Source organism: Gordonia sp. (in: high G+C Gram-positive bacteria) (assembly GCF_047602025.1).
GTDB lineage: Bacteria > Actinomycetota > Actinomycetes > Mycobacteriales > Mycobacteriaceae > Gordonia.
In genome coordinates this window covers 2,335,097-2,350,479 of record NZ_JASGII010000001.1, presented here as the reverse complement: position 1 = coordinate 2,350,479, position 15,383 = coordinate 2,335,097, and the positions used below count along the sequence as shown (strand labels likewise).

At 70.1% G+C, this 15,383-nt stretch carries 15 protein-coding genes; 9 read left to right on the top strand and 6 right to left on the bottom strand.

Annotation, left to right across the window (positions count from 1 at the left end; all coding sequences use genetic code 11):
* The first annotated feature begins 117 nt into the window (after positions 1-117).
* From QM728_RS11755 to QM728_RS11720, 8 genes are read left to right on the top strand one after another with little or no spacing between them, the layout of a single operon-like run.
* On the top strand, positions 118-915 hold the full coding sequence (locus tag QM728_RS11755) for a TIGR03084 family metal-binding protein (RefSeq protein WP_415032189.1): 798 nt from the start codon (positions 118-120) through the stop codon (positions 913-915).
* A gap of 9 nt (positions 916-924) precedes the next feature.
* Positions 925-2,616, top strand: a complete 1,692-nt coding sequence (locus QM728_RS11750) for an acyclic terpene utilization AtuA family protein (protein WP_415032188.1) — start codon at positions 925-927, stop codon at positions 2,614-2,616.
* Between the two features lie 29 nt (positions 2,617-2,645).
* Positions 2,646-3,827, top strand: a complete 1,182-nt coding sequence (locus QM728_RS11745; protein WP_415032187.1) for an acyl-CoA dehydrogenase family protein — start codon at positions 2,646-2,648, stop codon at positions 3,825-3,827.
* Positions 3,824-5,422 carry an acyl-CoA carboxylase subunit beta gene (locus QM728_RS11740; RefSeq protein WP_415032186.1) on the top strand — a complete coding sequence of 533 codons (1,599 nt, stop codon included), beginning with the start codon at positions 3,824-3,826 and terminating at the stop codon, positions 5,420-5,422. Before QM728_RS11745 ends, QM728_RS11740 begins: the two co-directional genes overlap by 4 nt.
* A gap of 7 nt (positions 5,423-5,429) precedes the next feature.
* Positions 5,430-7,526: an acetyl/propionyl/methylcrotonyl-CoA carboxylase subunit alpha gene (locus QM728_RS11735; RefSeq protein WP_415032185.1), complete on the top strand. Its 2,097-nt coding sequence runs from the start codon at positions 5,430-5,432 to the stop codon at positions 7,524-7,526.
* A 29-nt stretch (positions 7,527-7,555) separates the two neighbouring features.
* Positions 7,556-8,713, top strand: a complete 1,158-nt coding sequence (locus tag QM728_RS11730; RefSeq protein WP_415032184.1) for an acyl-CoA dehydrogenase family protein — start codon at positions 7,556-7,558, stop codon at positions 8,711-8,713.
* 8 nt (positions 8,714-8,721) lie between these two features.
* A complete protein-coding gene (locus QM728_RS11725; protein WP_415032183.1) occupies positions 8,722-9,519 on the top strand; it encodes an enoyl-CoA hydratase family protein in 798 nt (265 codons plus the stop codon).
* Entirely contained in the window at positions 9,516-10,118 is a 603-nt protein-coding gene (locus QM728_RS11720; RefSeq protein ID WP_415032182.1) for a TetR/AcrR family transcriptional regulator, read from the top strand. The genes QM728_RS11725 and QM728_RS11720 overlap by 4 nt, the downstream gene beginning before the upstream one ends.
* On the opposite strand, the gene QM728_RS11715 is transcribed toward QM728_RS11720, so the two are convergent.
* Positions 10,115-10,429, bottom strand: a complete 315-nt coding sequence (locus QM728_RS11715; protein WP_415032181.1) for a transcriptional regulator — start codon at positions 10,427-10,429, stop codon at positions 10,115-10,117. The genes QM728_RS11720 and QM728_RS11715 overlap by 4 nt on opposite strands.
* Positions 10,426-10,890 carry a hypothetical protein gene (locus QM728_RS11710; protein WP_415032891.1) on the bottom strand — a complete coding sequence of 155 codons (465 nt, stop codon included), beginning with the start codon at positions 10,888-10,890 and terminating at the stop codon, positions 10,426-10,428. The genes QM728_RS11715 and QM728_RS11710 overlap by 4 nt, the downstream gene beginning before the upstream one ends.
* 89 nt (positions 10,891-10,979) lie before the next feature.
* Here QM728_RS11710 and QM728_RS11705 point away from each other — a divergent pair, with 89 nt between their 5' ends.
* Complete coding sequence (locus QM728_RS11705) at positions 10,980-11,402, top strand: nitroreductase/quinone reductase family protein (RefSeq protein WP_415032180.1); 423 nt, start codon at positions 10,980-10,982, stop codon at positions 11,400-11,402.
* A 3-nt stretch (positions 11,403-11,405) separates the two neighbouring features.
* Here the strand turns inward: QM728_RS11705 and QM728_RS11700 are convergent, their stop codons facing one another.
* Genes QM728_RS11700 through QM728_RS11685 form a run of 4 tightly spaced genes read right to left on the bottom strand, consistent with a single transcriptional unit; the run spans position 11,406 to position 15,341 of the window.
* The gene (locus tag QM728_RS11700) at positions 11,406-11,870 is read right to left on the bottom strand and encodes a hypothetical protein (RefSeq protein WP_415032179.1); all 465 of its coding nucleotides are present in this window, start codon (positions 11,868-11,870) and stop codon (positions 11,406-11,408) included.
* Positions 11,871-11,920: 50 nt separating this feature from the next.
* Entirely contained in the window at positions 11,921-12,580 is a 660-nt protein-coding gene (locus QM728_RS11695) for a class I SAM-dependent methyltransferase (RefSeq protein ID WP_415032178.1), read from the bottom strand.
* 36 nt (positions 12,581-12,616) lie between these two features.
* Positions 12,617-14,839: a catalase/peroxidase HPI gene (gene katG, locus QM728_RS11690; RefSeq protein WP_415032177.1), complete on the bottom strand. Its 2,223-nt coding sequence runs from the start codon at positions 14,837-14,839 to the stop codon at positions 12,617-12,619.
* Entirely contained in the window at positions 14,832-15,341 is a 510-nt protein-coding gene (locus tag QM728_RS11685; RefSeq protein WP_415032176.1) for a Fur family transcriptional regulator, read from the bottom strand. Before QM728_RS11685 ends, katG begins: the two co-directional genes overlap by 8 nt.
* Between the last annotated feature and the right edge of the window lie 42 nt (positions 15,342-15,383).

Genomic DNA, 15,383 nt, shown 5'->3' with positions numbered 1-15,383 from the left:
TGCCCACTCGGCGGGGTTGGACTGCCCACTCGGCGAGTTTTGGTGCCCACTCGGCGAAATCGGGAAAACAATCATGCGTGCTTGCTTTTTTAGCTCGACCGTGTGACGCTGTTCACCATGTCAGCAGTAGCTGAAGTCGTGGCCGATCTGACGGCCGAGAGCGATGCGCTCGACGACCTGGTCGCCGGCCTCAAGCCCGCCCAGTGGGCGACGCCCACGCCTGCCGCGGGGTGGACCATCGCGCACCAGATCGGGCACCTCCTCTGGACCGACCGCGTGTCCCACATCGCCATCACCGACCCCGACGTCGGCTTCCAGGAACTGATGGGGCAGGCGATGGCCGACCCGCTCGGTTTCGTCGACAAGGGTGCCGCCGCGGAAGCCGCGCGACCGCCCGCCGAACTCCTCGCCGACTGGCGCGAGACCCGCGCCAAACTGGCCGGCGCGCTGTGCGCCGTCCCCGCGGGCACCAAGCTTCCGTGGTTCGGCCCGCCGATGTCGGCCACGTCCATGGCGACCGCCCGCATGATGGAGACCTGGGCGCACGGTCTCGACGTCGCCGACGCCCTCGGCGTCCACCTCGAGCCCACCGACCGGATCCGCAACGTCGCCCACATCGGCGTGCGCACCCGCGACTTCGCCTACACGGTCAACGGCAAGCAGGCGCCCGACGAGCCGTTCCGCTACGAGCTCAAGTCGCCCGCCGGCGACGACGAGTGGACCTGGGGGCCCGACGACGCGACGAACGTCGTGCGCGGCTCGGCCTACGACTTCTGCCAACTGGTCACCCAGCGCCGCCACCCGGCCGACCTCGACATCACCACCGTCGGCGACGACGCCGCCGAGTGGGTCACCATCGCCCAGTGCTTCGCCGGTCCGCCCGGCGGCGGCCGCGAACCGTCGACGGACAAGTGAGGACCGCGAATGGCTGACAGCATCCGCATCGGCAACATGTCGGGCTTCTACGGCGATCGCTTCGCGGCGATGCGCGAGATGCTCGACGGCGGCGACCTCGACTACCTGACCGGCGACTATCTCGCCGAACTCACCATGCTCATCCTCGGCCGCGACCGCCTCAAGGACCCGTCGCTCGGCTACGCCAAGACCTTCCTGCGCCAGCTGGAGGAGAACCTGGGCCTCGCCCTGGACAAGGGCGTCAAGATCGTCAGCAACGCCGGCGGGCTCAATCCGCACGGCCTCGCCGTCGCCATTCGCGCCCTGTGCGACAAGCTCGGCCTCGACGCCCAGGTCGCGTTCGTCAACGGCGACGACCTGGTGAAGGACGCGGAGAAGCTGGGTCTGGGCAATCCGCTGACCGCCAACGCCTACCTCGGCGCCTTCGGCATCAAGGCGGCCCTCGACCGCGGCGCCGACGTCGTCGTCACCGGCCGCGTCACCGACGCCTCGCTGACCGTCGGCCCGGCCGCCGCCGCCTTCGACTGGGACTACACCGACCTCGACGCCATCGCCGGCGCCGTCGTCGCCGGCCACGTCATCGAGTGCGGCGCCCAGGCCACCGGCGGCAACTACTCGTTCTTCCAGGAGATCCCGATGGGCCACCTCGGCTTCCCCATCGCCGAGGTCGCGGCCGACGGATCCTCGGTCATCACCAAGCACGACGGCACCGGCGGCGCGGTCACCGTCGGGACCGTCACCGCGCAACTGCTCTACGAGGTCGCCGGTCCGCGCTACTACAACCCGGACGCGACGGCCCGCCTCGACACCATCGAACTCGAGCAGCTCGCCGACAACCGCGTCGCCCTGCGTGGCGTCAAGGGCGAGGCGCCCCCCAAGGACCTGAAGGTCTCGCTCAACTTCCTCGCCGGGCTGCGCAACGAGGTCGACGTGATCATCACCGGACTCGACATCGAGGCCAAGGCGAAGCTGTTCGAGGAGCAGTTCACCGCCGCGCTGCCGGAGAAACCGGCGGAGCTGACCTTCGACCTGTCGCGCACCGACCGCGCCGACGGCACCACCGAGGAGCAGGCCAGCGCCCTGCTGCGCGTCGTCGCCAAGGACACCGACCCGACCAAGGTCGGCCGCCCGTTCTCGTCGGCCGTCGTCGAATTGGCGCTGGCCAGCTACCCGGGTTTCACGCTGACCGCCCCGCCCGGAAACGGCGCGCCCTATGGCGTCTTCGAGCCCGGCTATGTCGACGCCGCGAAAGTCACGCACCGGGTGAACCAACCCGACGGCGTTGGCGTCACCATCGAGCCGTCGCCGCTGCGCGCCGAACTCGTCGCCGACAACGACTCGGTCCCGCCGACTCCCGCCGACTTCGGGCCCGTCGAGGTCAAGCCGCTGGGCACCATCGCCGGCGCGCGTTCCGGCGACAAGGGCGGCAGCGCCAACGTCGGCGTCTGGGTCCGCTCCGACGAGCAGTTCGCCTGGCTCGACCAGACGCTCACCGTCGACCTGCTGCGCGAACTGCTGCCCGAAGTCGCCGAGCTGACCGTCCACCGCTACGCCCTGCCCAACCTGCGCGCGGTCAACTTCGTCATCGAGGGAGTGCTGGGCCGCGGCGTCGCCGACCAGGTCCGCTTCGACCCGCAGGCCAAGGGACTGGGCGAGTGGCTGCGGTCGCGCCCGGTGCCGATTCCCGCCAAGTTCCTGTAGCCCGCCAAGCCCGTCACCAAGGAGAACCGATGCCGTTCCCGTCCCCGATCTGGGATTCGCCCGAGCGCAAGCAACTGCGCGCCACGGTGCGCGACTTCGCGCACAAGCACATCCTGCCGTTCCAGGACGACTGGGAGCGCGACGGCCTCATCCCGCGCGAGCTGCACCGGGAAGCCGCCAAGCTGGGCCTGTTCGGACTCGGCATCCCCGAGGAGGTCGGCGGATCGGGCGGCGACGCGGCCGACATGGTCACCCTGGAGGAGGAACTGCTCTCGGGCGGCGTCTCCGGCGGTGTCTGGGCGTCGCTGTTCACCCACGGCATCGCGCTGCCGCACATCATCGCCGCGGGCGACGCCGAGCAGATCGACAAGTACGTCCGCCCGACGCTGGCCGGCGAGAAGATCGGGTCGCTCGCCATCACCGAACCGGCTGGCGGCAGCGACGTCGGGCACCTGACCACCAAGGCCGTGCGCGACGGCGACGAGTACGTCGTCAACGGGTCCAAGATCTTCATCACCTCGGCGGTGCGCGCCGACTTCGTCGTCACCGCAGTGCGCACCGGAGGCGACGGCGCCGGTGGCGTCTCCCTGCTCATCGTCGACAAGGACGCACCGGGATTCACCGTCACCCGCAAGCTCGACAAGATGGGCTGGCTCGCCTCGGACACCGCCGAGCTGTCCTACGAGGATGTGCGCGTCCCGGTCACCAACCTCGTCGGCGTCGAGAACACCGGCTTCGTCCAGATCGCCGGGGCGTTCGTCTCCGAGCGCGTGGGCCTCGCCGTGCAGGCCTACGCCCACGCGCAACGCTGCCTCGACCTCACCCTTGAGTGGGTGCGCAACCGCGAGACCTTCGGCCGCCCGCTCATCAGCCGCCAGTCGGTGCAGGACACCGTCACCGAGATGGCCCGCAAGATCGACGTCGCCCGCACCTACACGCGGGCCGTCGTCGAAACGCAGCTCGCCGTCGCCGACCACAGCATCGGCGGCGCCGGCGACATGATCGCCGAGGTCTGCTTCGCGAAGAACACCGCCGTCGAAGCCGGCGAATGGGTGGCGGACAAGGCCGTGCAGCTCTTCGGCGGCATGGGCTACATGCGCGAGACCGAGGTCGAGCGCCAATACCGCGACATGCGGATCCTCGGCATCGGCGGCGGCACCACCGAGATCCTCACCGGCCTGGCCGCGAAGCGATTGGGGTACCAGTCATGACCGCGCTGCAATCCACGGTCGACCCGCACGGCGAGGACTTCGCCGCGGCGTCGGCCGCGATGAACGAGAAGCTCGCCGAACTCGGCGAGGAGTTCGACAAGGCCCTCGCCGGCGGCGGCGAGAAGTACGTCGAGCGCCACCGCAAGCGCGGCAAGATGACCGCGCGCGAACGCATCGAAATGCTCATCGACCCCGACAGCCCGTTCCTGGAGCTGTGCCCCCTGGCCGCCTGGGGCTCGCAGTTCCAGGTAGGCGCGTCGGCCATCGTCGGCATCGGCGTCGTCGAGGGCGTCGAGTGCATGCTCGTCGCCAACGATCCGACGGTGAAGGGCGGCACGTCGAACCCGTGGACGCTGCGCAAGGTCCTGCGCGCCAACGCCATCGCCATGGAGAACCGCCTCCCGTGCATCGCCCTGGTGGAGTCCGGCGGCGCCGACCTCCCCACGCAGAAGGAGGTCTTCGTCCCCGGCGGCCAGATGTTCCGCGACCTCACCCGACTGTCCGCCGCCGGCATCCCGACCATCGCCCTGGTCTTCGGCAACTCGACCGCCGGCGGTGCCTACATCCCCGGCATGAGCGATCACACCGTGATGATCGACGGCGCGTCGAAGGTCTTCCTCGGCGGTCCGCCGCTGGTCAAGATGGCCACCGGCGAGGAGAGCGACGACGAGACGCTCGGCGGTGCGACCATGCACGCCCGCGAGTCGGGGTTGGCCGACTACCTCGCCGCCGACGAGCAGGACGCGCTGCGCATCGGCCGCCGCATCGTGGCCCGGCTCAACTGGCGGAAGAAGGGGCCCGGCCCGGTCGCCGCGCCGATCGAGCCGCGCTTCGACCAGGAGGAACTGCTCGGCATCGTGCCGTCGGACCTGAAGATCCCGTTCAACCCGCGCGACGTCATCGCGCGCGTCGTCGACGACAGCGACTTCGACGAGTTCAAGCCCGAGTACGGCAACTCGCTGTGCACCGGGTGGGCGCGCATCCACGGCTATCCGATCGGCATCCTCGCCAACGCGCAGGGCGTGCTGTTCTCCGCCGAGGCGCAGAAGGCCGCCCAGTTCATCCAGCTGGCCAACCAGACGAACACCCCGCTGCTGTTCCTGCACAACACCACCGGCTACATGGTCGGCGCCGAGTACGAGAAGGGCGGCATCATCAAGCACGGCGCGATGATGATCAACGCCGTCTCCAACTCCACGGTCCCGCACATCTCGCTTCTCGTCGGCGCCAGCTACGGCGCCGGCCACTACGGCATGTGCGGCCGCGCCTACGACCCCCGATTCCTGTTCGCCTGGCCGAGCGCCAAGTCGGCCGTCATGGGCGGCGCCCAGCTCGCCGGCGTCATCTCGATCGTGTCGCGCGCGGCCACCGAGGCCCGCGGCGGCACCGTCGACGAAGAGGCCGACGCCGGGATGCGCGCGATGATCGAGGCGCAGATCGAGAAGGAGTCGCTGCCCGCGTTCTTGTCCGGGATGCTCTACGACGACGGCATCATCGACCCCCGCGACACCCGGTCGGTGCTCGGCATGTGCCTGTCTGCGATCGACAACGGCGAGGTGGCCGGTGCCGACGGCTACGGCGTCTTCCGGATGTGAGGCAGTGATGGCCACCAAGACCACCAAGAAGAAGTCCGCGCCGCGGGAGATCACGTCGGTGCTCGTCGCCAACCGCGGCGAGATCGCCTGCCGCGTCTTCCGCACCTGCCGGGCCATGGGCATCGCCACCGTCGCGGTCTACTCCGATCCCGACGCCGACGCCCCGCACGTCCGCCAGGCCGATTCGGCGGTGCACCTGCCCGGCTCGACGTCGGCGGAGACCTACCTGCGCGGCGAGCTGATCATCGCGGCGGCCAAGGCGGCCGGTGCCGACGCCATCCACCCCGGCTACGGATTCCTGTCGGAGAACGCCGAGTTCGCCAAGGCCGTCCTCGACGCGGGGCTGGTGTGGATCGGACCGCCGCCAGCCGCGATCACCGCGATGGGCTCGAAGGTCAACGCCAAGGAGCTCATGGCCAAGGCCGGCGTACCGGTCCTCGGCGACCTCGATCCGACGAAGGCGACCAAGGCCGATCTGCCGCTGCTGATCAAGGCGTCGGCCGGCGGCGGCGGGCGCGGCATGCGCATCGTGCGCGACCTCGCCGAACTCGACGAGAACGTGGCCGCCGCCAAGCGGGAGGCCGAGTCGGCCTTCGGCGACCCGACGGTGTTCTGCGAGCCGTACGTCGAGCGCGGCCACCACATCGAGGTCCAGGTGATGGCCGACGACCACGGCGACGCGTGGGCGGTCGGGGAGCGCGAGTGCTCGATCCAGCGGCGCCACCAGAAGGTCATCGAGGAAGCACCGGCGCCGCTGGTCGAATCGCTCGGCGGCGACCTGCGCGAGCGGCTGTACGACGCGGCCCGCAAAGCCGTGCGGGCCATCGGCTATTCGGGGGCGGGCACCGTGGAGTTCCTCGCCGACGCCAAGGGTCGGTTCTACTTCCTCGAGACCAACACCCGGCTGCAGGTCGAGCACCCGGTCACCGAGGAGACCACCGGCCTCGACCTGGTCGAATGGCAGCTGCGCGTCGCGATGGGCGAGCCCCTCGACGGCGACGAGCCGACCGCCGTTGGGCACTCCATCGAGGCCCGACTGTATGCCGAGAACCCCGCGGCCGATTGGGCGCCGCAGTCCGGTCCGGTCCAGCGGTTCGCGATCGCTGAGCACTCCGCACCTGTGTCGCGGATCCGTGTCGACACCGGCATCGCCGACGGCAGCGAGATCTCCACGTTCTACGACCCGATGATCGCCAAGGTGATCAGCTGGGCGCCGACCCGACGACGCTCCGCCGCGGCCCTCGCCGCCGCACTGGCCGGCGCGACGCTGCACGGACCGGTCACCAACCGGGACATGCTGGTCAACACGCTGCGGTCGGCGCGATTCCTGTCCGGGGACACCGACACCGCCTTCATCGACGAGGTCGGGCTCGACGTGCTGTCGGCACCGCTCGCCGACGACGCCGACACCCGGTTGTCCGCCATCGCCGCGGCGCTGGCCGACGCGGCGGCCAATCGCGCCGATGCCCGCGTGATGGCCTCGATTCCGTCGGGCTTCCGCAACATCCCGTCGGGGTACCAGGAGAAGAAGTACCGGCCGATCGGGAGCGACGACGACCTCGTCGTGCGGTACCGGATCGAGCGTGGCGCGGTACTGCTTCCCGACGACGAGGACGTCGAGGTGGGGTCTCGATACGCCTGGTCTCGATACGACCGCTCCTCCGTCGCGGCCACTCGACCCGAGGCGCCTAGCGGCTCGACGGCACTCGACCACCAAGGTTCGACCGTGGTTCTCACGCGCGGGGGCGTCCGCCGCGAGTTCACGGTGAGCCGCTACGGCGACACCGTGTTCGTCGACCAGCCCGGCAAGTCGGTGACCCTCGAGGCCCTGCCGCGCTACGTCGACCCGTCGACCGTGCAGCGCCCCGGCTCCCTCCTGGCGCCGATGCCCGGGTCGGTCATCCGGGTGGCCGTCGCCGAGGGCGACCGGGTTACCGCCGGACAGCCGCTGCTGTGGCTCGAAGCGATGAAGATGGAGCACACCATCGCCTCCCCGAGCGACGGAATCGTCGCCACCCTCGCCGTCGACGTCGGCCGACAGCTCGCCGTCGGCGACATCCTGGCCGTCATCGAATCCGAAGAAGACGCGTCCGCCGACGCCTGACCCCGAAACCCCCCGCAGATAGGAACACCATGAGCTTCATCGAATCCGACGAGCGCAAGGAACTGCGCGCCGCCGTTGCCGCCCTCGGCAAGAAGTACGGGCCGGACTACTTCCGCACGTGCGCCAAGGAGGGCCGCAAGACCGACGAGCTGTGGCAGGAGGCCGGCAAGCTCGGCTTCCTCGGCGTCAACCTGCCCGAGGAGTACGGCGGCGGTGGCGCCGGGATGTACGAGCTGTCCATCGTGATGGAGGAGCTCGCCGCGGAGGGCTGCGGCCTGCTGATGATGGTCGTGTCGCCGGCGATCTGCGGGAACGTCATCGCGCGCTTCGGCACCGATGCACAGAAGAAGACGTGGTTGCCGGGGCTGGCCAAGGGCGACATCACGATGGCCTTCGGCATCACCGAGCCCGACGCCGGCTCCAACTCGCACCAGATCACGACCACCGCCCGACGCGACGGCGACGACTGGGTCATCAACGGCCAGAAGGTGTTCATCTCGGGCGTCGACCAGGCCGATGCCATCCTCGTCGTCGGCCGCACCGAGGAAGCCAAGACCGGCAAGCTGGCCCCCGCGCTGTTCATCGTCCCGACCGACACCAAGGGTCTGTCGTACACGCAGATCGACATGGAGCTGGAGAACCCGGAGAAGCAGTTCCAGCTGTTCTTCGACGACATGCGTGTGCCGAACGAGAACCTCGTCGGCGAGCCGGAGGCGGCGCTGAGCCAGCTGTTCGCCGGGCTGAACCCCGAGCGCATCATGGGCGCGGCGTCGGCGGTCGGCATGGGCCGCTTCGCCCTGGGCAAGGCGGTCGCCTACGCCAACGAGCGCACGGTGTGGAAGACCCCGATCGGCGCGCACCAGGCCATCGCGCACCCGCTGGCCGCGGGCAAGGTCGAGCTGGAGGCGGCCAAGCTGCTGATGCAGAAGGCCGCCACCCTGTACGACGCCGGCGACGACTGGGGCGCGGCCGAGCCGGCCAACATGGCCAAGTACCTGGCCGCCGAGGCGTCGACCAAGCTGGTCGACCAGGCGGTGCACACCATGGGCGGCAACGGTCTCACCACCGAGTACGGCATCGCCCAGATGTTGGCGCTGGTCCGCATCGCCAAGGTCGCGCCGGTCAGCCGCGAGATGATCCTCAACTTCGTCGCGCAGACCAGCCTGGGTCTGCCGAAGTCGTACTGAGCCCGACGATGGCCGAGTCACCACTCGTCGACGTCGCGACTGACCGCGCGGTCACGACGATCACGCTGAACTCGCCGGCGAACCGCAACGCGCTGTCGTCGGTGCTCGTCGGCCAGCTGTCGCAGGCGCTCGCCGACGCGGCCGCCGACGAACAGGTCCGGGCGGTGGTGCTGACGCACGCCGGCGGCACCTTCTGCGCCGGGGCCGACCTGGCCGAGGCGCTGGGCCGCGGGCTCAGCCCGGAAGAGGCCACCGCCGAGGGCGCGCGGGGGATGGTGGGCCTCATGGGGGCGATGCTCCGGATGTCCAAGCCGGTCATCGTCGTCGCCGACGGGCACGTGCGCGCGGGCGGTTTCGGGCTGGTCGGTGCGGCCGACGTCGCCCTCGTCGGACCCGACTCCACGTTCGCGCTCACCGAGGCGCGGTTGGGCCTGGCGCCGTCGATCATCTCGGTGGCACTGCTGCCCAAGATGACCGCGCGGTCGGTCGGGCGGTACTTCCTCACCGGCGAGAAGTTCGATCCGGCGACCGCCGAGCGCATCGGCCTGGTGACGCGGGCGCTGGACTCCAGCGCGGCGCTGGATGCCGAGCTGACCGCGGTGCTCGAGGGCGTGCGCAAGGCGTCGCCGCAGGGACTGGCCGCGTCGAAGGCGCTGACGACGGCGGCGATCCTCGCCGACTTCGACGCGCACGCGCAGGCCCGGGCGGCCGAATCGGCGGCGCTGTTCACCTCCGACGAGGCGCGCGAGGGCATGACCGCATTCCTCTCGAAGGGAAAGCCGAGCTGGGACACGAGCGGGCGATGACCGTCGTCCGCGAACCGCAACAGGACCGCTCGCGCGTGACGCGCGAGCGACTCCTGGAGGCGACGGTCGACATGCTGGCCACCCAGGGGTGGGCGGCCACGACCGTCGCGGCGGTCGCCGAGTCCGCGGGCGTTTCCCGCGGCGCCGCACAGCACCACTTCCCGACGCGTGAAGCGCTCATCACGGCTGTCGTCGAGGGGATGTTCGAGCGCATGACCGCCGACGCGTCGGCCTCGATGGTCGAGCTGCCCGAGGACCTTCGGTCGCGGGTGCCGGTGGTCGTCGACAAGGCCGTCGCGATCTACACCGGCACCGAGTTCAAGGCGGCCCTGCAGGCGTGGGCCGCGGCCGCCTCCGATCCGGCGCTGCGCGAGCTGCTCCTGCCGCTGGAGGCGAAGCTGGCGCGCGCCGCGCACCGGTTCACCGTGCAGGCGCTCGATCCCGCCGGCGAGCACCCCGACGCCTACCGGCTCGCCCAGGTCACCCTCGACCTCGCCCGCGGCCTGGGGTTGGCCGACACCCTCTCCGACGACTCGAAGCGGCGCAAGCAGGTCGTCGCGACGTGGAGCGACCAGCTCGTCGACGCGCTGTCGAGCTAGGTGTCCGCGGGGGCCTGCCGCACGTCCGCGACTATCTCGTTCAGCGCGGCGATGTGTCCGGCGAAGGCGCTGCGACCGACGTCGGTGAGCCTGGCCCGGACGCGATGGCGCCCGTCGTCGAGGCGTCGTTCCGTCTGCGCGTACCCGGCCTTTTCGAGGGTCGCGAGCTGCTTGGACAGCGCCGAGTCGGACATGGCGAGCCGGTCCTTGAGGAAGGCGAAGTCGGCCCAGTCGGCCGCCGCGAGCGCCGCGACGAGGGAGAGCCGGGTGCTCGGGTGGATGAGTTCGTCGAAGCGGGGCTCGACGCTCATGAACGGGTCCAGCGGCGCAACGTCGCCAGGATCTCCGGTCCGCCGAAGCCGACGATCGCCGCCGCGAAGACCGATGCCCAGATGCCCGCGTGGCGCGCGCCGTCGGCGTCGAGCGCGAAGCCCGCGGCGATGGTCACCGCGACCAGTCCGACCAGGATGGCGGTCACGAGCCACGGGATGCGCCGGCTGACGGCCCGACCGCTGACCTGTACCTGATCGGAGCGGCTGCGGCCGTCGAGGTAGCGGGTGGCCAACACGATGTGGCCGAAGGCGAACAGGATCGTCGCGCCGGTGGCGACCGCCGCGGGCCCCACGTCGCCGAGGATGCCGAGGACGATCCACGCCGCGGCCATGATCCACCAGTACAGCCGCGGCAGCCCGATCTCGTCGGTGACGCGGCGCTGCGCGCGGTCGGCGGCGTCGAGTGCGGCCCGTGCCTGATCGGCGGTGATGTCTCCCATCACGTGCTCACTTTCCGAGTAGGAAACAATGACTAGGACTACTTTCCTACCAGGAAAGTCGGCGGTGCGCCAGGGAGTAGCCTGGCGGCATGGCTGATTTCAACGCACAGGTCGTCGAGGAGTTCCGCGCCAACGAGGGCAGGGTCGGGGGCCCGTTCGAGGGTGCGCCGATGGTGCTGCTGCACCACGTCGGCCGCAAGTCGGGCACCGAGCGGATCACGCCGTTGATGTACCTGGCCGACGACGATGATCCGGCCGTCATCTACCTGTTCGCGTCGATGGCCGGCGCGCCGACGAACCCCGCGTGGTACCACAACCTGCTGGCGGCGGGCACGGCCGACGTCGAGGTCGGCACCGACGAGTACACCGCGACCGTCAGTGAGGTCACCGGTGCCGATCGGGACCGCGTCTATGCCGAGCAGGCGAGCCGGTACCCGGGCTTCGCGGAGTACGCGCAGAAGACCGAGGGCATCCGCACCATCCCGGTGCTGGCGCTGCGCCGGGCCGGCTGAGCGTCAGTAGACGCGGACCGTCGTCGCGCAGGTCGACGAGCGGACGCGGACGAACCAGTTGCTGCTCTTGGCGTACATCGTGAGCCGCACGCGGCCGGCGCCGGTCCTGATGTTGTTGAACGAGGCGCCGTCGCCGCCGCGGATGCTGTTGTAGGAGATGGTGCTGGCGTGCCCGCGACGGTTGGTCGTGAGGTTGTGCCAGGCCAGCTGCGGTCGGGTCTGGTAGCCGAACAGCGACGCCGACTGCCAGATGTAGATCGTCACGTGGCCGCGTTCGCTGGGCAGCCACTGGGTGGTCGTGATGCGCCCGGCGTACGGGCGGTCGACGATGTTCGGGCTGATCCCGCGGCAGGCGACCTTGGCGACGTGGCGAATCTCCTTCGCCTCCGCCGGAGCCGCGGTGGCCAGGCTCGCGCCGACGGCGGCCGCGAGGACCGCGGCGCCGAGCGCCGTCTTGGTGATCACCACGTCGGGACCTCCCTCTCGTCCTTCCAGCCTAGTCCTCTGGCGACGGGGGATCAGGGGCGCCGCAGGTGTACGACGTTGTCGGTCCGCGCGGCCGGGTTGCCGTCGGGGTCGGTCATGGCGACCTCGCGCGTGTCGGCGGCGATGATCGCCCAGCCGTCGAGGTCCAGCATGGCGAGCACGTCATCGGTGCTGGGGAAGCGCGGCGGATCGTCGGGGAAGCGCCACTCCGGCATGGCCCAGTGGCCGATGACGATCAGGTGCCCGCCGGGCGCCACCGCCGCGGCCGCCCGGCGCAGGATCTGCTCGCGCTCCAGATCCACCTTGGAATGGAGGTAGCAGGCACTGATCAGGTCCCAGGTGCCGGTCGGGAAGTCGGTGCTCAGGTCGCAGCGCTGCCAGTCGATCGCCGCCGCGGGCACGTCGGCGTCACGGGCGTGCTCGCGCCCGGTCACCAGCGCCGCTTCGGCGATGTCGACGGCCGTTACCCGCCAGCCCTGCTGCGCCAGCCAGATCGCGTCGGCGCCGGACCCGCAGCCCAGGTCGAGCGCGGCCGCGCCGTCGGCGTCGATGCCGGAGACCTCGTCGACGAGGATCGCGTTGGGCTTGCCCGTCCACGGCCGCTTGCCGTCGCCGTAGAAGTCCTCCCAGAACGCGCGCGCGTCGGCGGGGGTGTCGTCCGACGACTGGGCCGGGTTGCCGTGCTGGTGCATGACCACACGGTAACCCGGCCCAGAACCGGTTAGCCCCTAGGCGTGCAGGTCGAAGCGGTCGTTCTCCATGACCTTGACCCACGCGGTGACGAAGTCGTCGACGAACTTCTTCTTCGCGTCATCGGCGCCGTAGACCTCCGACAGCGCGCGCAGCTCGGCGTTCGACCCGAACACCAGGTCGGCGCGCGAGCCGGTCCACTTCTTCTTGCCCTTGACGGTCCCGACGAAGACCTCCTCCGCGTCGGCCTTGGGGGCCCACGAGACGTCCATGTCGGTGATGGTGACGAAGAAGTCGTTGGTGAGCGCGCCCGGCTTGTCGGTGAGGACGCCGAGCTTGGAGCCGTCGTAGTTGGCGCCCAGCACGCGCAGACCGCCGACCAGGACCGCCATCTGCGGCGCCGACAGGCCGAGCAGGTTGGCCTTGTCGACCAGCAGGTACTCGCCCTTCTGCTCGGCACCCTTGCCCAGGTAGTTGCGGAAGCCGTCCGCCTTGGGCTCGAGGTACTCGAAGGACTCGACGTCGGTCTGCTCCTGGGTCGCATCGTTGCGCCCCGGCGTGAACGGCACGGTGATCGAGTGGCCGGCCGCCTTGGCGGCCTTCTCGACGCCGACGCCGCCGGCGAGCACGATCAGGTCGGCCAGCGAGATGCGCACCTTGCCCGACTGCTTGTCGTTGAAGTCGGACTGGATCTTCTCCAACTTCTTGAGCACCTTCGACAACTGGTCGGGGTTGTTGACCTCCCAGCTGCGCTGCGGCTCCAGCCGGATGCGCGCCCCGTTGGCGCCGCCGCGCTTGTCGCTGTTGCGGTAGCTCGACGCCGCGGCCCACGCCGTCGACACCAGTTCCTCGACGGTCAGCTTCGAGTCGAGGATCCGCTTGCGCAGGTTCTCGACCTCCTTCTTGCCGACGAGGGTGTAGTCGATCTCGGGGATCGGGTCCTGCCAGATGAAGACCTCGTCGGGCACCTCTTTGCCCTTGTAGCGGCTCAGCGGGCCCATGTCGCGGTGGGTCAGCTTGAACCACGCCTTCGCGTACTCCTTGGCGAACTCCTGCGGGTGCTCGAGGAAGTGCCGCGAGATCTTCTCGTAGGCCGGGTCCTCGCGCAGGGCGAGGTCGGTCGTGAGCATCATCGGCGCGTGGCGCTTGTTGGGGTCGGCCGCGTCGGGGACGCTGGTCGATCCGGCGCCGTCCTTCGGCCGCCACTGCTGGGCGCCGGCCGGGCTCTTGGTCAGCTCCCACTCGTAGCCGAACAACGTCCAGAAGAAGTTGTTGTCCCAGGTGGTGGGCGTGCTGTTCCAGGCGCCCTCCAGGCCGGAGTTGATGGTGTCGGCACCGACGCCGGACTTGAAGCTGCTCTTCCAGCCCAGGCCCATCTGCTCGATCGGCGCGGCCTCCGGCTCGGGGCCGACGTGCTTCTCGGCGTCGCCGGCGCCGTGGGTCTTGCCGAACGTGTGGCCGCCGGCGATGAGCGCGACGGTCTCGACGTCGTTCATGGCCATGCGCTTGAACGTCTCGCGGATGTCCTGCGCGGCGGCGAGCGGATCCGGGTTGCCGTTGGGGCCCTCCGGGTTGACGTAGATCAGGCCCATCTGGACTGCGGCGAGCGGGTTCTCCAGGTTGCGCTTGCCGGAGTAGCGCTGGTCGTCGAGCCAGGTCTTCTCCGGGCCCCAGTAGGTCTCGTCGTCGCCCTCGTATTGGTCGGGGCGGCCGCCGGCGAAGCCGAGGGTCTCGAAGCCGCAGTTCTCCATGGCGACGTTGCCGGCGAGCACGATCAGGTCGGCCCAGCTGAGCTTGCGGCCGTACTTCTTCTTGACCGGCCACAGCAGGCGGCGCGGCTTGTCCAGACCGACGTTGTCGGGCCAGCTGTTGAGCGGGGCGAACCGCTGCTGACCGTTCCCGGCGCCGCCGCGGCCGTCCATGACCCGGTAGGTGCCGGCGGCGTGCCACGCCATGCGCACCATGGCGCCGACGTAGTTGCCGTAGTCGGCGGGCCACCACTCCTTGGAGTCGGTCATGACCTTCTTGAGGTCCTCCTTCACCGCGTCCAGGTCGAGGGACTCGAACTCCTTGGCGTAGTCGAAGTCGTCGTCGGCCATCGGGTTGGAGACCGGGGTGTGGGCGGCCAGGATGCGCAGGTTGAGGCGCGTCGGCCACCACTCCTGATTCGCCGACCCCTCGGTGGGGCGGCTCAGGTTCTTCATCACCGGGCAACCGGCATCCGATTCGTTGACATCGTCGAGTTCAGCGGCGTCAGGCATTTCCTGGATCCTTTCGGGTTGGGGCTGGAGCTGGGTCTTCTTGTGGAAGCTTGTGCCCCGGGGAGATCTCCCCGACGGCGTCGTCGACCGAGCACTGGGCGCAGGTGCCCCAGTAGATGACCTCGGCCTCGTCGACGGTGAACCCCGCAGGGTCCGGTCCGTCGAGACAGGGTGCCGCGCCGGTGACGCAGTCGATATCGGTGATGCCGCCGCACACGCGGCACACGGCGTGGTGGTGGTTGTCGCCGACGCGGGCCTCGTAGCGGGCGAAGGTGCCGGCGGGTTGGATGCGCCGGATCAGGCCGGCGGCGGTGAACGCGGCGAGGATGTCGTAGACCGCTTGGCGGGACACGGTCGGCAGGTCAGCGCGGACCTGCCTCAGCACGCGGTCGGTGTCGGCGTGCGGGTTCTCGTGGACCGCTTCCAGCACCGCCACACGGGGCCGCGTGACGCGGAGGTCGGCGGAGCGGAGCGCCGAGGTGAGCTCATCGGTTGATGGCACGCTTCCAGTGTGCACCCATTTTCTTGACTGGGTCCAGATTTC

Excerpts from the sequence above, each read along its gene's own strand:
- QM728_RS11740 (WP_415032186.1), top strand. The coding sequence starts at position 3,824 with ATGACCGCGCTGCAATCCACGGTCGACCCGCACGGCGAGGACTTCGCC.
- QM728_RS11725 (WP_415032183.1), top strand. The coding sequence starts at position 8,722 with ATGGCCGAGTCACCACTCGTCGACGTCGCGACTGACCGCGCGGTCACG.
- QM728_RS11710 (WP_415032891.1), bottom strand. The coding sequence starts at position 10,890 with ATGGGAGACATCACCGCCGATCAGGCACGGGCCGCACTCGACGCCGCC.
- QM728_RS11715 (WP_415032181.1), bottom strand. The coding sequence starts at position 10,429 with ATGAGCGTCGAGCCCCGCTTCGACGAACTCATCCACCCGAGCACCCGG.
- QM728_RS11720 (WP_415032182.1), top strand. The coding sequence starts at position 9,516 with ATGACCGTCGTCCGCGAACCGCAACAGGACCGCTCGCGCGTGACGCGC.
- QM728_RS11745 (WP_415032187.1), top strand. The coding sequence starts at position 2,646 with ATGCCGTTCCCGTCCCCGATCTGGGATTCGCCCGAGCGCAAGCAACTG.
- QM728_RS11705 (WP_415032180.1), top strand. The coding sequence starts at position 10,980 with ATGGCTGATTTCAACGCACAGGTCGTCGAGGAGTTCCGCGCCAACGAG.
- QM728_RS11750 (WP_415032188.1), top strand. The coding sequence starts at position 925 with ATGGCTGACAGCATCCGCATCGGCAACATGTCGGGCTTCTACGGCGAT.
- katG (WP_415032177.1), bottom strand. The coding sequence starts at position 14,839 with ATGCCTGACGCCGCTGAACTCGACGATGTCAACGAATCGGATGCCGGT.
- QM728_RS11735 (WP_415032185.1), top strand. The coding sequence starts at position 5,430 with ATGGCCACCAAGACCACCAAGAAGAAGTCCGCGCCGCGGGAGATCACG.
- QM728_RS11755 (WP_415032189.1), top strand. The coding sequence starts at position 118 with ATGTCAGCAGTAGCTGAAGTCGTGGCCGATCTGACGGCCGAGAGCGAT.
- QM728_RS11730 (WP_415032184.1), top strand. The coding sequence starts at position 7,556 with ATGAGCTTCATCGAATCCGACGAGCGCAAGGAACTGCGCGCCGCCGTT.
- QM728_RS11695 (WP_415032178.1), bottom strand. The coding sequence starts at position 12,580 with ATGCACCAGCACGGCAACCCGGCCCAGTCGTCGGACGACACCCCCGCC.